13 protein-coding genes are annotated in these 20,158 nt (G+C 39.1%); 1 reads left to right on the forward strand and 12 read right to left on the reverse strand.

The genetic code is table 11. The features are described from left to right. Positions 1-112: 112 nt before the first annotated feature. Genes ACFORK_RS27895 through ACFORK_RS27940 form a run of 10 tightly spaced genes read right to left on the reverse strand, consistent with a single transcriptional unit; the run spans position 113 to position 13,454 of the window. Complete coding sequence (locus tag ACFORK_RS27895) at positions 113-2,239, reverse strand: hypothetical protein (protein ID WP_379205305.1); 2,127 nt, start codon at positions 2,237-2,239, stop codon at positions 113-115. A gap of 49 nt (positions 2,240-2,288) precedes the next feature. After that, positions 2,289-4,643: a glycosyltransferase gene (locus ACFORK_RS27900; RefSeq protein WP_379205307.1), complete on the reverse strand. Its 2,355-nt coding sequence runs from the start codon at positions 4,641-4,643 to the stop codon at positions 2,289-2,291. Next, positions 4,640-5,845, reverse strand: coding sequence for a glycosyltransferase family 4 protein (locus ACFORK_RS27905; protein WP_379205309.1), 1,206 nt, complete (start codon positions 5,843-5,845; stop codon positions 4,640-4,642). Before ACFORK_RS27905 ends, ACFORK_RS27900 begins: the two co-directional genes overlap by 4 nt. 19 nt (positions 5,846-5,864) lie before the next feature. Further along, positions 5,865-7,004: a class I SAM-dependent methyltransferase gene (locus tag ACFORK_RS27910; RefSeq protein WP_379205311.1), complete on the reverse strand. Its 1,140-nt coding sequence runs from the start codon at positions 7,002-7,004 to the stop codon at positions 5,865-5,867. Then, complete coding sequence (locus ACFORK_RS27915) at positions 6,997-8,295, reverse strand: ABC transporter ATP-binding protein (protein WP_379205313.1); 1,299 nt, start codon at positions 8,293-8,295, stop codon at positions 6,997-6,999. The genes ACFORK_RS27910 and ACFORK_RS27915 overlap by 8 nt, the downstream gene beginning before the upstream one ends. Positions 8,296-8,308: 13 nt before the next feature. Next, positions 8,309-9,085, reverse strand: a complete 777-nt coding sequence (locus ACFORK_RS27920; protein WP_379205315.1) for an ABC transporter permease — start codon at positions 9,083-9,085, stop codon at positions 8,309-8,311. A gap of 12 nt (positions 9,086-9,097) precedes the next feature. Then, entirely contained in the window at positions 9,098-10,051 is a 954-nt protein-coding gene (locus ACFORK_RS27925) for a GDP-mannose 4,6-dehydratase (RefSeq protein WP_379205317.1), read from the reverse strand. A 1-nt stretch (position 10,052) separates the two neighbouring features. Then, on the reverse strand, positions 10,053-11,045 hold the full coding sequence (gene gmd / locus ACFORK_RS27930; RefSeq protein ID WP_379205319.1) for a GDP-mannose 4,6-dehydratase: 993 nt from the start codon (positions 11,043-11,045) through the stop codon (positions 10,053-10,055). Between the two features lie 44 nt (positions 11,046-11,089). After that, positions 11,090-12,166: a mannose-1-phosphate guanylyltransferase gene (locus tag ACFORK_RS27935; protein WP_379205322.1), complete on the reverse strand. Its 1,077-nt coding sequence runs from the start codon at positions 12,164-12,166 to the stop codon at positions 11,090-11,092. 1 nt (position 12,167) lies between these two features. Then, a complete protein-coding gene (locus tag ACFORK_RS27940; RefSeq protein WP_379205324.1) occupies positions 12,168-13,454 on the reverse strand; it encodes a glycosyltransferase in 1,287 nt (428 codons plus the stop codon). 178 nt (positions 13,455-13,632) lie between these two features. Between ACFORK_RS27940 and ACFORK_RS27945 the strand changes: the two genes are divergently transcribed. Continuing rightward, positions 13,633-16,089 (forward strand): O-antigen ligase family protein, encoded by a 2,457-nt coding sequence (locus ACFORK_RS27945; RefSeq protein WP_379205326.1) that lies wholly within the window; start codon positions 13,633-13,635, stop codon positions 16,087-16,089. A gap of 102 nt (positions 16,090-16,191) precedes the next feature. Here the strand turns inward: ACFORK_RS27945 and galU are convergent, their stop codons facing one another. Continuing rightward, positions 16,192-17,079 carry a UTP--glucose-1-phosphate uridylyltransferase GalU gene (galU, locus tag ACFORK_RS27950; protein WP_379205328.1) on the reverse strand — a complete coding sequence of 296 codons (888 nt, stop codon included), beginning with the start codon at positions 17,077-17,079 and terminating at the stop codon, positions 16,192-16,194. Positions 17,080-17,507: 428 nt separating this feature from the next. Further along, entirely contained in the window at positions 17,508-20,060 is a 2,553-nt protein-coding gene (locus tag ACFORK_RS27955) for a U32 family peptidase (protein WP_379205331.1), read from the reverse strand. Positions 20,061-20,158 lie beyond the last annotated feature (98 nt).

The following is a 20,158-nucleotide window of genomic DNA, read 5'->3' on the forward strand; positions in this document are numbered from 1 at the left end:
TTGTATTATATTTACTTGATGTACTGAACTACCGATTGCTTCCCTAGAAAAGAAAAGTACGTTTTTCTAGGGAAGCAATGTTCTTGTGTCAGTTTCTAAATAAAATCAGAAATCAATTTTCGAAGACCTTAATATTTTGTACTGCAATTCCCAATTCCCTTGTATCTTGACCTACGCGTACCGCTCCTTCTTTGACTATGAATTTAATATTGTTTACTTTGTTCAATTCAATGTTCAAATTTGAAGTTGTGAGTATCGTATTACTTGTCACTTTTTTCTCTTCAACAAATTCACCATTAACATACAGGAGAATAGTTCTTTCCGTTACATTTGGCGGTAAAACTGCGTTGAAACTAATAGAGACCTTGTTAGTATTTAAGACTTTAGCAGAAAGACTAAATTCAGACTTCGTCCATCGTGTAGGGATACCATTCCAATCCTCCAAACCATGCCAGCCCTCATCCATCGATATGTTGAAGTCCTTGTATAAACTGAACTTTTCATTATGCCAAATCAAAAAACCATCATAATTTAAAATATCACCACTACCTTTTAAAGTATAACTGGACTTTGAACCTTCTGGTATAGATGACGGAGCAAAGTATGAATTAGAGTTCTTAAAGGAGATATTTGTATTCTTTAACAAAAATGAAAGTATATGCTCTTCATCTTTAGTTACATCTTCTATAGACAATATTTCGTCTTCAGGAATCAATTTATTTATTTCTTTTACTTCAGTATATTCTTTTGTGACAAGTAGTCCTTTATAGAGGATAATATTTTCCAGTTTACTTATTTGGAAACAATTCGAAAGTAGTACAAGTGCCAAAATACCCAACTGAAGATATTTCGATGCTTTAAGTTTCATTGCTAAGTAATTAAAACCAATGGAAAACAATAATATAACAAATGGCTGGGCAAACATTAACGTTTTATAGTAGCCATAAGGAAATTTATTAATGAAATGCAAATATAATAATAGCGCTACTATAAATAAAGAATAAATCATCAAATAAACTTTTATTTCTTTTTTTGCTATTAATGATCCTATTATTACGAAAATCAACAGTAGTGATCCTATTATTATATAAAAACCAGATGTAGAGCTATAATCTAAAGATTTAAATCCAAATACCATGAGAATTTGGTTAAAGAAAGGTATATATTCTACAATACCAACTGAGTTTTGGGTGGAAGTATACGCAAAGATATTGTACCTTAACGCTATAAATGTACTTACTGGATTGAATATAACTGCAAGAAACATGATGTAAAACAATATCTTAGTATATAATCTAGTATTCTTATAGTCCTTAAACACACTAAACACAAAAAACATCATTGCGGGCACTAAAAGGTACAAAGTATATTCACTATAAACCGCTATGAGTCCTGCAATACTTAAACTTGTGGGAACGACTAAATTAATTTTCTTTTCTTTAATAACCCGATAAATAAAACCTGCTGATAGAACATAAAATGCATTACCTCCAATCTGAGGCATATACTGTGTAGTAAACATCCAAAATAATAATGTATTAATTGTAGATAAAGTAACCGCCGTTAATACAATCGAATTTGATAATCGGAAACTATACTTGCAAGTGTAATAAACCGAAAGTGAAAATAAGAAAACAAAAAAGCAAGAAATCACATTAAACGTATGCATTGCATCCGTATGAAAGAATGTCATACCAAGTGTATTAAAATAATCTGCTCCCACTCTAGAAAATCTAGAAAAATGAATCTCTGCTATTGAGAAAAACGGATGAAAACTATCAGATATAGCATTTGTAAAATACCCCTTTTCTATTAGCCATTCTGGTATGGATAAGTAGAAAATAAGATCATTGTTTATACTTGCAAAAGATGTAGGAAAGCCTGCAAATAAACTAGGAAAAAAATAAATTAAAAATACGATTCCAAAAAAAGAAGCATAGTAAAGTTTTTCCGTTGAATTTTGTATTGATATTTCATTTTTCTTAATAAGAGAATTATACAATACTACAAATAAGATTATTATTCCGCCAAGAATTATGAATGGATTATAGAATTTCGCCCCCAAAAAAATTCCTAGAAGTTGAGAAATAGCTACTAAAAAAGAAAACCCAAAGAAAGGATACAAAAGATGTATCCCTTCAATATCTTTAATAAAGCCTTTAAAAAGGGTCCTAAAAAGAATTCCGTATGCATAAGCAATAAAAATATAAAATAAAAAAAGTGAGATTATATATATCATCCATTTCCCCCTTAAACATTCGACTTCTAAATATTCCTAACAGTAATATTTAATTCATAAATCGTTTATATAAAGATGCAGTAATATTAAAATCACACTTCTCACTTATATATTTCTTAGCGTTTAAGCTCATTTCATTTCGGATGGTGTAGTTATTACTTAGCTCTATTAAGTATGATAATAGTAGCTCTTCTTCGTATTCATCCACATCAACTTTCCATACACAATCATCAGGATATTCCATGTACGATCCTACATTAGACACTATACATGGAACACCATAGCCTAAAGCTCTCATCAAAGTACCTGAAGTCTCTCCCATCGTTGGCCATCTTAGATTTATGCATAAATCAATTTCTCTTATATAGGTTTTGAATCTTTCAATATCAGGAGAATCTATGAAGGTAACATTCTTTTTTATCTTCAGACTTTCTACTAGCTTGTACAGTTCTTTTTGATAGTTTTCCTCAGAGTGCCCAATAATGTATAAGTGTGTTTCTGGATTTGTTTCTAAAAGTCTAGAAACAGTGTTAATAATAATATCAACTCTTTTGTTTGGTATAACATTTCCAAACACACCAATAGAAAATTCCCGAGCCTTCTTATCATTACTGAAATTATTTTTTTTTGATACTTCGTTATGCTCTAACGTGAAGCCGTGTGGAATTACTTCAATAGGACCTTTAAATTCATTATTTAGAAGAATAGATTTCTTCACCCACTCACTATGAACAATCACACCATTACTTAAATCAACTATTCTATTACTTAGTGGGAATTGCTGACTTTCTGGTATAATACCTGAGTTTAATAATGAATTTGCTGCTTCTTCACCTTGAACTCCACTGTTATAAGCCAATTCGTATACAAAATTATCTTTTTGACCTTTTAAATAAGTAGTATATACGAAGAATCCGAATAAATTAAAATCATGAAGTACTATATAACCCGGGTACCTTTCTAACGCATTTACTATCCATTCATGGTACTCATTATTGCCAATATGATAAAGTCTCTTTTCGAATTTCTCCATTCCATCATGAAATTCGTTAATATCTATAATATCAAATGTATCAACAATGAACTTATTGGTGGGCTGATACTGATTAACAAAGATAGTAATGTCATAATATTCTTTTAAATACATTAGCAATTCTTCACTGTAGTCTGAGATCCCAGAAGTTTGGGGATTAAAAGGGCTAAAATAAGCAAGCTTTTGTTTATCTGGGGAAGACACTTTATTGTTCTCCTCATCATAAATCAATTGAATAAAATGCCCCAAACTCTTTGACACAACAATTTCCCATGAAAATAAACGCGACTGAGTGTATCCTTGGTCAATAAATCGTTCTCGAAGAGCATTATCAGAAAGCAATTTCTCTATTGCGGCTTCGATCGCTTCTTCACTACTAGGATCTACGAGTTCCGCAGATGTGCCGACGATTTCTGGCAATGAGGAGCAATTACTAGTAATAACCGGTGATCCACATCTCATCGCTTCCAAAACGGGTAGCCCAAATCCCTCATAAAGAGAAGGAAACACAAATAATTCACATTCCTGATAAAGCGCCACCAAGGCTCCTTCAGAAACATAACCTAATAAAATCAAGCGATCTTCGCTTAAACCTTTACTTTTCGCGAAATCAATCAATTCTTTTTGTTCTTGAGGTTGTTTAATGCCACCAATTACAAGCTTTATAGCATCTCTTTTCTGAGAAATTCTCGCAAAAGCACTTATAAGCCCTTTATTGTTTTTTCTTGGATCATATCCTGTCAAAGAATAAATAAAAGGTCCATCAATACGCAATTCTTCTTTTAAGAGTTTTATTTGATACTCACTTGATTTTGGATTAAACAATGATTCATTAGTTGAAGCGTATATCACATTGATTTTACTAGAGTTTATTCCCAAATACTTTATAATATCCGATTTTGATGCCTGAGATATTGTTAAGATTAAATCTGCTTCTTTTAACTTTTGCGATCTTTTTTCATACAGAGACTGTACATGTTTTGGCCATTTTAAAAAGTATTCCTCTTTCATCACTATGGGAATCAGATCATAGACTAAATAAGATATCTTCACGCTTTTATTTTTTATATCAGGTATCTCTATATCAAACATATACGGACTTGTAAAATGAACAATATCCACTTTTTTTTGCTCAATGAACTCTTCTAAATCTTGTTCAAACCAATATCTTTCTTCATTTAATCTCGAATTATAATCAACAAATTTTGATACAAAACTAAAACACCATTTATCTGCTTTTCTCTTCATTAGATAAATCCTATGATGAGTGCTCTGATTCACAAAATTTTCAAGCCAATGATGGGTATATATTCCAATACCCCTCTTTTTTTCATCAGTATATAGAGTTTGTACATCAATTAGTATTCTCAAGTTAGGACTTCCTCCTTGCTAAAGCCTTTCTCATTTAAAAACTGAATGATTCGTTCGGCGGTGATTTCCCAATTGTACTCGGTTTTAACATACTGTTTTCCGTTCTGCCCCATTTGTATCGCATTCTCATTTGAATCAAGATATATATTTAGAACCTTCTCGAAAGAATCGTAGTCTTTATAGTAAAGTCCACCTTGACTTCTGTCACAATGTCCTTTGGTTACTGGACAATTTTCATGAACAATCACAGGAGCTCCACAAAGCCAACTTTCCATAATAACAATAGAGAAACTTTCCATTAATGAGGGTTGTATTAACGCTACGCTTCCAGCAATTGCATTAAATTTATCCTCGTCATTGAGTTCTCCCATATGAATTATCCCTGGTGATCTTTTAATCGTTTCGACTATCTGTTCTTCTCCTTTACCCACTACCAGTAGCTTTACATTCTTTTCGTTTTCTTCATAATATTTATTGAACAGTTCAATCATTTGAGGCACATTTTTCCCGCCTACAAGCCTACCTACATATATAAAATAATCCGTATCTATCTTATATTTTTTACGGAAAGCTGTATTATCAGGAATATGATCAACCACCACACCACCGCCAGATATAACTGAATCAGAAATATCGATGTTATGTAGCTTTTGAGTAAGTTCCTGTTCTTCAATTGTATTAAAAAGAATTCCCTTTACCCTGTTGAACATATGTCCAATGGATTCTAAATAAGCCATCTCCTCATCGTGTAGACAAGGGATCACGAAGCTTCGTTCTGGGACCATCTTACTCCCCCAGTAAGAAGTACCAAAAATATATGGAATAAAGAGGAATACATACCGTTCCCCATTATCCACAATAAATTCATACATCGTGTCGCTATTTACAGTTTCATGAAACAATTGCATTTCTTCAGAATATTTAATTTTCTCATTATTAAGCAACTTACCTAATATTTCTTCATATTTTTTCTTATTTCTTTTTCTCAAAGCAAATCTTCGTACAGATATATTATTTATTTCGTAAATTCCAGGATCATAAAAATTATTGTCCCATTCCCAGAAAGAATCTTTCCCACATGTAGTCAATATCTCAACATCGCAACCTGCATCTTGTAAGCTTTTAGCAATACCACCCGCAAATCGCTCTGCCCCTCCAGATATACTATCTGTAAACCAAGGAGTTACTATTGCAATTTTCATTCCCGATCTCCTTGCATGATTATTTTTCCAAGATTAATGAATAGTTATAATACTCTGTATATTCTGTTCTTCCATTAGGTAATATTATTTCTTCACTCAAATAAGAATTTACGACCTTAAATCCAGCCATTTCAGCCAAATGCTTTAAAGCCTCCGGAAATAATGGTTTTTCATGAGTAGGATCCAGATAATACAGATTGTTCATTACAAATCCGGAGGTTGCATTAGGTGTTTCAATTATTAAAACGCCACCTTTTTTTAACTTTTTAAAGCATAAATCTAAAAAAGATATCTTTTGAGGCACAGTTAAATGTTCAATAACATGTGCAAAAAAAACAGCATCCAAGCTTAAATCTCTTTGCTTCAAAAGGTATTCGCTGCCTTCAACAACATAAGCTTCCAGGTTTTTTTCTGTACATTCATCGATAAGCTTAGGGTCAGTATCTACACCTATCCCTTTTAAGTTGTTCTCTCTCAACAACTCTAAGAAGTATCCCTTTCCACACCCTATATCGATTACCGTATCGGTTGGCTTGAAAAATTGTATATATTGAGAAAAAATCCGTTTCACATCTTTACCTGAGGCCATAAATCTTTTAGCAAAATCAGAATAGTGGAAATTTCCAATTGTGTATTTTTGGTTGAACTGATCTACAAACTTCCGATAATCGTTAGTATGATTATCTTGGGCAGCTTGCAGATTGCTTTGCTCTTTTTCTAAAATAGAAATTCGCTCCGCTAAACGAGTAATTAATTTATTTTGTTCTGAAATAACTTCAATTGAATTATTTAATCCGAACCACACATCGTTATTTAAGTATTTTTGCTGATTGGATACCGTATCCACATACCACTTTACAAACAGTCTATTCCCGAATCTTCTTAGTGGTGTAATGAACTTATCCAAGAATTTATAGCGAGATACCAATCGAGGCTCCATAAAGGCAACAGGCATGTTGGGGGTTATTCGATGAACTAGCCTACTAATTTTAGCACTTAACACCTGCAAATCTTGTTGCAAATCACTATCCATATGGATGACACTAGTGAGATCCCCTTCATTTTTCCCCATTATATCTGCAGTCGTTATTTCCTGTTTTCTAACTCCTGAACGAATTTGATGCATTATCTTAGCCGGATTAGCTTTATTATCAGACATCTTGAGGTCCATCTCCTTTTACATATTGTGCCCATTCATGAGGGATCTTTGAAATCCCCAAATCATTGGAGAGACTGGTTACCTTAAATGAGAATTTCTTATCATGAAAATCAAACTGATTTCCATGTTCGTCGTGTACTGCTGCTGTAACTAGATATGTTCCTGCACATAGATTCAAAGAAGGAATGTTAAACTGAATCACACCTTCATCATTAGGATAAATGTCGCTAATTTTATGATAATCAATAAATGTATTTGTACCATAACAATGAATTTGATCAATTGTATGAATAGCGAGCCCAAAGATTGGGTTCTCGACTTTTTTTCTACCCTTATACTCTATTTTTATAATCATTTTATCCTCTGACAAAAAACTAAACTTACTTTTATGATTATAGTCAGTAAAATAAACATTAGTTATTTCTATAAATCTATTCCCCCATCTTTGGGGATCAGAGTTATCAACTGATTCAATCCCTTCTTTGTTCACAATTACTTCATCCTCAAAATTTACATCTTCTTCCATTTTAACTGAAGATTCATCAATCAGTCGCTGATTCTCTTCTTCTGCAAGGTAAGATAGATATTGGTCGATGACTTTTTTTGGACTACCATCGTTTATTACGTCACCTTTATTAATCCATACTACTCGATCACATAATTTTTCCATTGCACCCAGATCGTGTGATACAAATACAATCGTTGTGCCTCTTGTTTTCATTTTCAATAATTGATCCATGCATTTTTGCTGGAATGCCGCATCTCCAACAGCCAACACTTCATCTATTAATAGCACATCTGGTTCAACCATAATTGCTACAGAAAAAGCAAGCCTCATATACATACCCGATGAGTAGTTACGGACTGGATTATCTATATATTCTTTTAGCTCTGAAAATGAAATTATTTCATTTAGTTTCTTTTTTATTTCTTTTTTATTTAGACCTAATATTGCTGCGTTCATGAATATATTCTCTCTACCCGTAAAATCAGGATGGAATCCCGCCCCGAGTTCCAGCAGACTTGACACTTTACCCTTAACATTAATTTCACCGGAATCAGGATGTAATATTCCAGTTAATAGTTTAAGCAAGGTGCTTTTGCCTGATCCATTTCGTCCCATAAATCCGACTGTTTGACCTTTTTCAATATTCAGAGATACATTGTTCAATGCATAAAATTTCTGGAAATTATTTTTCCTACGATTAACGATTCTATCTTTCAAAGTCCCTGATCTTTCAGTGAATATTTTAAAAGACTTGGTGACATTATTAATGGAGATTGCATCCATTAGGGCACCCTCCTTAGATCTCTTCTGCAAAATTTCTACTTAATTTACCGAAAATTGTGTAACAAATCAATAGAAGGACTATTGAAAGGATTGTAACTACTCCAAGACCGCTTAAATCAGGCATCCTGTTATAAAAAAACACATCATGGAAACCTTCCATAATAGTCGTCATAGGATTAAGACTAAATACACCTTTCAAACCTTCTGGAATCATGTCAGAAGTAAACACAATGGGAGTTAAATAGAACCATGCCATTATTACGACTCCAATAATATGCTCTAAATCACGGAAATAAACATTTAAACAAGAAACTAAAGTTGTTAATGCCAAAGTAAATATCGAATATATCAGTAAAAGTACAGGGACTAGTAGTAGCGACCAACCTAACTCTATATGTGAGAAAATCAGGACAGGAAAGAGGACAATTAGACTTAATGAAAAATTAATGATACCACCTATAACTACTGCTAAAGGAAGTATTTCTTTGGGAAAGTATATTTTTTTTACAAGTCCAGCATTCCGAATAACAGAAGTCGCTCCAGATGTAAGAGATTGACTAAGGAGATTCCAAGTTACAATTCCTATAAATAAATACGAGGTATAATTCTCAAGAGAAATTCTTACAACATACTTAAATATCATCGAGTACACTGCAAGCATCAATAATGGATTAAGGAGCGTCCAAAAAAAACCTAAAAACGATCCTTTGTACCTAGTTCTTAAATCCGTCAGTACCATACTTTCAAGCATCTGTCTATAATTAAATATTTCCCTTATCTTTCTCAACATTTAGTAAGCTCCTTAATTCAAATTCCTCCAGTAATTTAATATATCCTGTAGTGATTTTTCAATCAAATATTCTTTTCTCCATCCAGTATGTTCTCTAATTTTTGAGGAATCACCTATATATATTGGGAACTCAGAAGGTCTCATTTTATTCTCATCTTGCTGAATTTCTATATTTTGATTAGTACTTTGTGATAAGAAATTATATAAGATATTACGTATAGATATAGGTTCACCAGAACATACATTATATACTTCGCCTATTCTCCCTTTTTCCATTAACATTGTATAGGCTCTAACTATATCCCTTACATCTGTAAAATCCCGTTGAGCATCCAAATTACCCACTGCAATAACCGGAGCAGATTTACCCTGTTCAATTTTAGCAATTTGCTGAGCAAAATCAGATGTTACAAAACCAGGACCCTGACCAGGCCCAATGTGATTGAATGGTCTTGCATAAAGAAGATTCAAACCATATACATTAACATATTGTTGAAATAACAAAGAAGTTGCAGCCTTTGATACGCCATAAGGACTTATCGGTTTTAAAACATTCTCCTCTAGAATAGCTGTGCCCCCATTAATAATAGCCCCGTATTCTTCAGAAGAGCCGACCATAAGTAACTTTGTTGTTTTAGCCATGTCACTCTTACGGAAAGCTTCCAGCAAGCGTACAGTTGAAATCATGTTGGTTTCTATAGTTTCTACTTTATTGTCCCAAGAAATCCTAACAGAACTTTGCCCTGCCAAATGATAAATCTCGTCAGGTCTTATTTCATTAATGATGGCTTGGATATTTTCTTCATTATTATAATCAATCGGAATTATTCTTCCCACTGGCGTTTTAAAACTAGTACTAGGACAACTTTTTCGAGTTGTCCCCCATACTTCATATCCTTTTTGATGTAGTACATTTGCTAAATTAGTACCTACAAACCCACTAATCCCCGTAATTAACGCTCGCATATTAGAGACCTTGTTTTATATCATTTTGATGTAATTTAGACACTCTTTCCAAGTCACTATCCACCATCATCTTAACCAATTGTTCAAACCCAACTTCAAGCTCCCAACCCAGCTGTTCCTTCGCTTTAGTACAATCGCCAAGCAAGAGATCAACTTCAGCTGGTCTAACAAATTTTTGGTCAATTACAACATAGTCTCTCCAGTTCAAACCAACGTGACTAAAAGCGATTTCCACAAGTTCTTCAATTGTGTGAGTTTCACCCGTTGAAATCACATAATCATCAGCCTTATCCTGTTGAAGCATCAACCACATAGCTCTCACGTAGTCGCCTGCAAAACCCCAGTCTCTCTTGGCATCCAAGTTACCTAAGCGAAGTTCGTTTTGTAGTCCCAATTTAATTCGTGCAACAGCATCAGTAACTTTACGGGTTACGAATTCGATACCACGACGTGGAGACTCATGGTTAAACAAGATACCCGAGCAAGCATACATGTTGTAGCTCTCTCTATAGTTTACAGTGATCCAGTGACCATACACCTTTGCAACACCATATGGACTACGTGGGTAGAAAGGTGTCGTTTCTTTTTGTGGGGTTTCTACTACTTTACCAAACATTTCACTACTCGATGCTTGATAAAATCTAGCCTCTGGTTTTGTTAAACGTACAGCTTCGAGCATGTTAGTTACACCAACGCCCGTTGCTTGTCCAGTCGCTACCGGTTGAATCCAAGAAGTAGCTACAAAGGATTGAGCAGCCAAATTATACACTTCATCCGGATCAGATATGCGTACAGCATTAATCAGTGATCCCAAATCGAGCAGATCACCATCAATAAATTCAATTTCATTCTGTAAGTGTTCAATATTTTCAATAATAGGCACACTCGTTCTACGACGCAAACCGAATACTTTATATCCTTTAGAAAGCAAAAGTTCTGCCAAATATGAACCGTCTTGTCCTGTGATTCCTGTGATTAGAGCGCGTTTAGTCATTTTCGTAGTTCCCCTTTATATAAATTAATAAGTAAATCTAACTATTATAGATATTGTTCAAGCTTCTGCATACGTAATTCCTTGAGCAGTAGCTTCACTTCTTGAGCCTTATCTTTAGTACAAATCAATGTTACATCCTCAGTATCAACAATTATTAAATCCTCAATTCCAAGAGTAGCAATAAGCTTCCCATTGCTCTCAATAATACAACGTTTTGTATCGAGATTTAAAATATTCCCTTTAATCACATTACCATTCTCATCTAGATCGCTAATTCTCTCTAAAGCTGTCCAACTCCCTACGTCGTCCCAACCAAACATACAAGGAATAACATAGATATTATTCACCTTTTCCATAATCCCGTAGTCAATGGATTGATCCGGCATTTTAATAAACTCAGCTCTGATAATAGCATCACGTTCTTCAGATCCTAGAACTGTTTTCATAGTCTCTAATATATCATGCATATCAGGCATCAGTTCTTTAATATAACCCCTAATCGTCTCTGTTCGCCACACAAAAATGCCACTATTCCAGAAGAAGTTACCTGACTCAAGGTATGATTGGGCTGTTTCAAGATCAGGCTTTTCAACAAACTTGTTAACTTTATGAACCGTCAAGTCATTCACTTGCTTAGTCTCGCTACCACTCTCAATATAGCCATAACCGGTCTCAGGATATGTAGGTTGAATGCCGAGGGTCACCAAATTACTATTTTCTTGAGCAACTTCTACAGCAGTTTTTAAAATTCTTACAAAACCTTCTTCGTTCTCAATAATATGATCAGAAGGAATTACTATCATCGTACTGTCAGGGAACCGTTCTTCAATAATAATTGAAGCCAATCCTATACAAGGTGCAGTATTCCGACCTACCGGCTCTATAATGATGTTCTCTGGTGGCAAGTGAGGAATTTGAGCTTTAATTAATTCAGCGTACAATTCATTTGTAACAATAAATATTTGCTTGATATCCATCATATTTTCAAGCCGCGCAATAGATTGCTGAATCATCGATTTGTTACCCGAGATATTTAGAAATTGCTTCGGTAAGTTTGTTCGGCTTTTGGGCCAGAACCGCTCGCCCTTTCCTCCTGCCATGATCACACTAGTAATTGTCATTTTATCCTCCAAAATTCCATAACGAAATATAATCCAATCTCTTTTTGATAATTTCCCCAACTGCCTTTGGTGAGAAATCTTCTTTTATATCATGTTCGCCTTTTGACGAGATTTCTTTATAAAAGTCCTCATTGTCATAAAGCTTACGCATGAATGAACTTGCATGCTCAATATCTGGTTCTGCCCAATGCTGATAGGATTTATATGGGCCATGGTCCTCTGTGAGCTGAACTAACCTATAATCAACCAGACAAGAATTGTTAGCATTCATAAAATCAACATTCGAAGACCAATTTGTGCCAATCGCTGGTTTCCCTAGATACATTGCCTCTGCTAAGCCCAGCCCAAAGCCTTCACTTCTATGAAGGGATATGTAACTATCCGTTACAAGCAATAATGCATTAGTATCATTACGAGATAACGTTTGCTTAATTAAATAGATATTCTGATAGTTTCCAACTAAATCATGGAGTTCAGAAAGTTCTTTAGAATTATTTGTGGCACTGTTCACCTTAACAACAAGACCAACGCCCATATCATTCGGTTCAAATGCAGCTTTAAAAGCATTAATAGAAGCCTGAGGATTTTTCCTTTCCTGATAGCTTTTCAGATCATACATAGTCAGAAATAAGAAAGCTTTTTCCGGTAGTTTAAAGTATGAACGATCCCTAACCGTCTCAATTTTCACTTCAATACTATGAGGGATTTTCACAACAGGAACAGGGCTTTTCATAGAAATAGCATCTGCTACAAAGGTAGAGGGAACCCAGATTTCATTCACAAGATTAAAACTTTCTTTCCACTCGTCCGGAAAATCCGGCAACTCCCAATGCCAATACCCAATGTTATAACGCTTCTCAAAAATCGAATTCCCATAATTCGCGTAAATTTCAATCATCTGTTCAGCATTTATATGGAATATATTCACGTTATATTTAGGACTATCAATTTCTTTAGCTATCCAACTGGTATCATTCATTGATGCAGAGTTAGTACCGGTAAAATTAACTATTCCGAAGGGAATTTCACTTGCGGTAATGCTCTTGGCAGCAATTCTGCATGACTCACCAATCCCCATCTCAGCCCTAGCATACCCTATTAGATTGATACCACTAATTTTATCATCTAATAGACTAGAGTCTTTCTTATCTAAAGGGAAGGCGGTTTTCAATAGCTTATGTTTTACAAATTGCCTTGCCGAAAAAGGGACTAATTTGACGACAACAGGTTTAAGAAAAACCGCAGTTCTATAGAGATGTTTAAAGAACCATGACTTAACACTGCTCATAAATCTGAACACACTTTCTGTATAATAGCATTAATAATAGCCTCCACACTAGCCTTCTTATAATTTTTCACTATAATACCAAATTTACCCGCACCTTCTATCATAATTGAATGTGCTAGCTCTGCCCCTTACCATATGCTAAAATATTGTCGTACCTACAGGAAAAGGAGATTATAACGTGTCGAAACCAGTATACGGTAAAAACGCTGTGCAGTCGAGAAATGTTGCAAAGATATCAGGCTCGATGTGGGCATTAGCTGTTGGTTTTATTTTGTTTTTGTTCTGGACCCCGTTTCAGGTGGGATTGTTTAATGGGCAGGCAGTAGACTTTGAGAAACCGATCTATGTATCTGCATTACTTGGAGTGCTTTTGCTGCTGATTTGGGTGGGTCTTGACTTCAAGAAGTTCAAATTGGATGAGCAACGGGACTTGGTAAGCGTGGCTGTCCTGCTTCTACCCATTACATACGCATTGTCGCTGTTTGTCGCTGTTTCGCATTATATGGCAATGAATATGTTCTTTATTCAAAGCATGTATGCCGCTGTATTCATTATAGCGTTATATCTCTTGAAGCAAAAGCAAGTAAATGTTGTCATCGAAAATGCTGTGCTTACAATTGCTTATTTAATTGTGGGCTTTGGTCTCCTGAATTGGCTTGGAGGCGGGAAACTGGCGGGCAGTCTGGTAGGCTGGTTCTCTAACACTGTACGAAACGGTATATATTTGGATGCAGTGATGACAGATTCCAACGGTCTTCGACTAACTTCTATTTTCCAATATGCCAATACTTATGCAGCCTTTCTGATGGCTTTCCTATTCGTTGCGGTGTTCGCATTGGTACGCTCACGGAAGTGGTACGGTATTTTGACCCACAGCTTTATGTTGGTGCCTATCATTGTATCCCTGCTGCTGACACTCTCTCGCGGCGGTCTTGTGATGCTGCCTGTGGTGTTTATATTGCTTTTATTGTTCTTAAAGCCTGCGCAACAAATTCTGTGGATTATCCATCTGGGCGTTTCTGGATTGTTATCCCTCGTCATTACTAACCAGGTTACGAATCTCGGAATAGAATTAAATACTGCCTTCTCCTCTTCAGCAGCGCTCAAAGGCTGGGGTTACCTCCTTGGAGCTTCAGTAGTTGTTGCAGGTCTTGGTTGGGTCATTCAACGTTTTGCCGCTCCATGGCTGCAAGACAAGCTCGGAAATTGGTCTTCCCGTAAATGGACAAGCTTATGGCTTCCGCTGGGTTCTGTTGTGCTGGTCGGCCTCATAGCGTTCTTACTTATTGGCACAAGCGCCAAGAGTATCTTGCCTAGTAATATCGAGACACGTCTTGAAAATATCAACTTTAAGCAGCACAGCGTGCTTGAACGTTTCACCTTCTATAAGGATGCTATCAAAGTAGTGAAGGATTACCCGATCCTTGGCGCTGGCGGCGGTGGATGGTCTGCGCTTTATGAACATTACCAAAATAACCCTTATACGAGCCGTCAGGTGCATAACTTCTTTCTGCAGTTCCTGATCGAGGTTGGTATTTTAGGTTTCATCGTATTTATGGGCTTTATTCTGTATATCTTCTATAAGTATATCCGCGGATATGTGAAACGGGACAAAGATGACTTCAATAACGGATTCTTCTATCTTATTATTACGCTTTCCATCCTCATTCACAGCTTGCTAGACTTCAATATGAGCTATGCTTTTATGGGCATTCTCGTGTTTCTTGGTCTAGCCGGGATGGCCGCTGTCATGGACAGCAAACCACTGCGTCGCAATTGGAACAAAGCTGGGCTTCGTCTGGGGTATATGGCGGTAATTACGTTAGGATCCTTGTTCCTGCTGTTCCTCTCAGTTACCTACATTAGTTCCAGCAACGCTGCAGTCAACTCCAAGAACCTTATGAGTGTCAGTCAATCATATGAGGAGATTAAAACCTCTCTTACCAAAGCTCTGAAAAACCGTCCGACCCATCCTGAATCGGTGGCTTACCTCTCTGCCATGGATCAGCAGGTCTACAGCCAAACTCAGGATGAACAATACCTGAACGAATCCTATAGCCTGTTAACTCGTGCGCTTAAGGATGAGCCGTATAATAAGACTCTATTGAACCAACTGATCGCCTACTATAACCTCAAGGGTCAAAAGGATCTGGCTCTAGCGGTGTACCAGGATAATGCCGACAAGTTCAATTGGGACATCGTTTGGTACAGCGGGCTGATCAGCAGCTCTTTCGAACTCGGTCAAGAGGCATACAACCAAAAGGATACAGCGAAAGAACAGGAATACTTTAAAACAGGACTGGCAGCTTATGAACATGTTGTAGCTGGTGTAGAGCATCTTAAGACGCTCCCGCCTGAGCAATTGCAAGGCCGGCCGTTCTCAGTTACTCCGGAAATTGCGCTGAATGTCGGTAAAATGCAGTACATGTCCGGACAGATTGAGGTTGCAGCAGAAACTCTGAAGCTCGGTCTCAGCCAAGATTATAGCGATCAAAAGAACCGTGAAATTGCCCGCTGGTACTTGGCGGCACTCAAGAAAAACGGCGGGCAGGATCAAGCCGTATACGATCAGTTAATCGCTGCGGAACCTGCAGAAGTAGACCAAATCAATGAAATCGTAGCTACACAATACTAAGGCATCTGAATAAATGCACTAGACAAATAACACGGGTATCTTCCTCAAGAGGATAGTTACCCGTGTTTTTTTATTTTTAGTAGATGAAAGATTCAAGTTTGATTATTCCGTCGCTTTACCCGTTTCACTCTCAATGATCTCTTTAAGATAGAGAAGCAGATCGTCTTTTAAATCCTCATGCTGGAGTGCATAGTGTATCGTAGTTTGAATGAAACCCATTTTCTCACCAACATCATGACGGTGGCCCTCAAAATCATAAGCAATAATCCGCTCCACTTCGCTTAGACGCGCAATGGCATCAGTGAGCTGAATTTCTCCACCTACACCCACCTGCTGCTCACCCAACATGTCAAAAATCCGCGGAGTCAGAATATATCGGCCCAGTATGGCCAGGTTAGAAGGTGCATCCTCGCGTTTGGGCTTCTCCACAAGCCGGCTAGCTTTGTAGACCCGATCAGCGATAGAAACTGCATCCACGACGCCATATCGGGACACCTCTTCCCAAGGCACAGGCTGCACGCCGACTATAGAGGATTTATATTGGTCATAGACCTCAATCATTTGTCTCAGGCAGGGTTTATTTGATTCGACAATGTCGTCACCCAGCAGAACTGCAAACGGCTCATCCCCGATGAACTTGCGTGCACACCAGATGGCATGACCGAGGCCTCTCGGTTCCTTTTGCCGAATATAGTGGATGTCAGCCATTTCGGATGACTTGCGGACGGATTCCAGCAGCTCCCATTTTTGTTTCTCGGCCAAATTGAACTCCAGTTCGAATGAATTATCAAAATGGTCCTCAATGGCACGTTTGCCTTTCCCTGTTACGATAATAATATCCTCAATCCCTGAAGCTACAGCTTCTTCTACAATGTACTGAATAGTGGGCTTATCCACAATGGGTAGCATCTCTTTGGGCATAGCCTTGGTCGCAGGCAAAAAACGTGTGCCGAGACCGGCGGCCGGGATAATGGCCTTACGAATCTTCATGACATAGGCTCCTTCTATTGGTATCAATTCGATATCTCGCGGATGATGAGCTATATAAGATGAACTTAAGATCCGAACGATAGCTCGGTCGTCACTACGGTGGAATGTTTGGACTTCCGGCCGCTGTTGTCTCCAGATTTCTTTCATTGTACCGCTGTTTGCGGTTGAAATCCGGAGACAAAGGCGGGCGCTATCGCTCCTTCAGTTCCAAACTTCCCCCTTCGTTCCTCTTCGCTTTTTGTTATTTTCTTTTGCTCATCTTATATAGCATTATTTTTTTAATTATAACAGTAATATCCCAATTTTGGCAGTTCGGGACCCCTTAAAAATTGCTGAATGCTCTATTCACCCAAAACCCTCAAAATAAAACAGGCGGACAATCGGGGAAATTTCCCCGTTTTTGTCCGCCTGTTGTGTATATTCTTTAATTATTTGGCATTCACGAGTTGTCCACGGGTAACACCAAGCTGGTTGGTAGCCTTGAGACTCTTCCATACTTGGGTACCGGAGATCTCACCACGCAGTGCACGGCTGTACAAGCTAATTACCTCAGCCACCTGTTCAGGTGTCTCTTCCAGGAACTCTACCCGGTATGAGGAAACTCCCAGCTCACGGAAGTTGTTCAAATACTCTGCGCCCGATTGTTCTACAGCGTTATACACTGTGTTACGGCAGCCTTCATCCACACGTACAGGGTGGGACATGCCGATCCGGTCCTGGAGAGACGCCCGATGCTCTTCGCACGGCCGTCCGCAGTTCGTGTAGTCTGTTCCTTCGCTCATGAAGGTACAATATACACAGTGCTCGGTGTGGAACATCGGTAGATGCTGATGGATTACAATCTCCATCCGTGAGGTATCACTGCGACCGAGCAAATCAACCATTTGCTGAATGTTCAGGTCGTAGGACGGTGTTACCATATCGCAACCGGCTTCCAGGAACAGATCCACGGCCTTGTGATTGGCAATATTCAGCGAGAAGTCGCCAATCAGTCGCGGATGAACAGCATCCGGCTGCTCCATCCGGCGGCGCAGATAGTAATATAATGCGCCTGTATTGCGCACCAGCACCGCATCCGGCTGAAGACGCAGGATGTTGGCATGGTAGCCGTTCTCGTTCGGCATGTGAATACGCGGCGTTGCCAGCGCAATGCTTGCGCCCGCGGCCCGCACAGCCTCCACGGCTGCCGGGAACTGCTTGATGAACTCAAAGTCGGCGTAGATGTTCTTCACGCCGGCCTTGAGCGCAGCCTCAACCTGCGGGAGGCTGCGGCACAGCGCGGTAAGCCCTGCCGCGCCGCTCACACCCCAGCCATCCCGCACAGCCGGGATGGCTGCTTCAGCGACGCCCCTGCGGGTCGCGTCGCCGTAGACCTCTACCGCCCGTTTCACGTAGACGGGCGGTTTCGGGCGCTCGCCCGCAAGCAGCTCCACCGCGCGGCGGCGGATGCTGTTCAGCTCGCGCATAGGCACGATAACGTCGCCTTCCAGATGCGACTCCAGCGCTTCTAGCTGGAACACCGTGCCACCGAGGCGGCCGAATTGTTCTTCCAGCAGGGCGGCGTCCATCGGACGCTTTTGCGCAGTCTCCAGCGCAAGCTCTGAATCCACCTGCACAGTCACACCTTTCTGCGTATCTGTCCACCAGGTCTCCAGCTTCTCGCCAGCGCGGCCACTAACCTTCACCTGAACCGGGAATACCCGGTATGGCTTCTCTGTCTCGTACGACTGCCGCAGCGCTTTATCCAGCGCTGGGTCATTGGTTTTCCAGATCCGATCACCGACATGCAAACGGCGCAGATCCACATCATTGCGTCCGGCAATAATATCAACAACCCAGCCTTCACCAGCTTCGCCTTCCAGCTTCACGCCTTTACGGCGCAAGTCGTAGACGCGTCCGCCTTCTTCCTTCTTCGTAGGATCACCTGCGTCGAATACAATCCCGTCGCCACGTTTGAGCGGTGCATGAATGCGGCAGACTACACCGTCACGTAGAATTTGTTCAACCGTACCCAGGTAGACACCACGGCTTTTTGGGAAAGTCCCGTCAACCAGCTTCTTATTGTTCGTTCCCTCTAAGAAACCATGCGTGAAGCCCCGCGAGAAACTCTGCTGCAGCTCGCGCATTTCTTCCTTGGATGGTGCAGACCATTCACCGTCAAAGTAACGGTCGATGGCCTTACGGTATTTGCTAACCACGTTAGCTACATACTCAGGGCTTTTTAGACGGCCTTCGATTTTAAAAGAGGTTACGCCCGCTTCAATAAGCTCCGGCATCAGTTCAATAGCCGCCAAGTCCTTCGGTGAGAGCAGGTAAGTCACGTCACCCATCGGTTTAATCTCCCCATCGACCATCAGGTCATATGGCAGACGGCAAGCCTGCGCACATTCCCCTCGGTTGGCAGAACGTCCGCCCCACATTTCCGAGGTCAGGCATTGACCGGAGTAGGAGACGCAAAGCGCACCATGAACGAATACTTCCATCGGCAGACGAGCCTGATCACCGATCATGCGAATCTGCTTCAAATTATTTTCGCGGCCCAGTACCACACGTTCCATCCCGAACGGCTTCGTAAATTCAACCGCCTCCGGCGAGGTAATCGTCATTTGTGTAGAGCCATGGATCGGGAAATCGGGGGAGATCTCGCGAATAAGCTTAACCAATCCCAAATCCTGTACAATTACCGCATCAACGCCGGCATCCACGCAGGCATCAATCAGTTCCTTAGCATCAGGTAGTTCATTCTCGAACACAAGTATATTAAAGGTCAGAAAGCCTTTTACACCATAGCTGTGTAGAAAAGCCATAATCTCCGGCAGCTCGTCCATGCGGAAGTTGTTCGCTCTAGCCCGCGCATTAAATTTCTCTACGCCAAAAAAGACAGCGTCCGCCCCGTTCGCCACAGCCGCCCGCATGCAGTCCCAGTCACCAGCTGGAGCCAACAGCTCCACGTCTTCTCTGCGTATGTCCTGCTCTTTCATTTATATCCTCCCAAACCGTCCAAGACGGGTCATTTCTATACGTTTAACTTATTTATTGTATCAAAAATCACACCTATTCGCCATGTGTTTGCCAATAT

Source organism: Paenibacillus sp. GCM10012306, from assembly GCF_042649265.1.
Taxonomy (GTDB): Bacteria; Bacillota; Bacilli; order Paenibacillales; family Paenibacillaceae; genus Paenibacillus_AQ.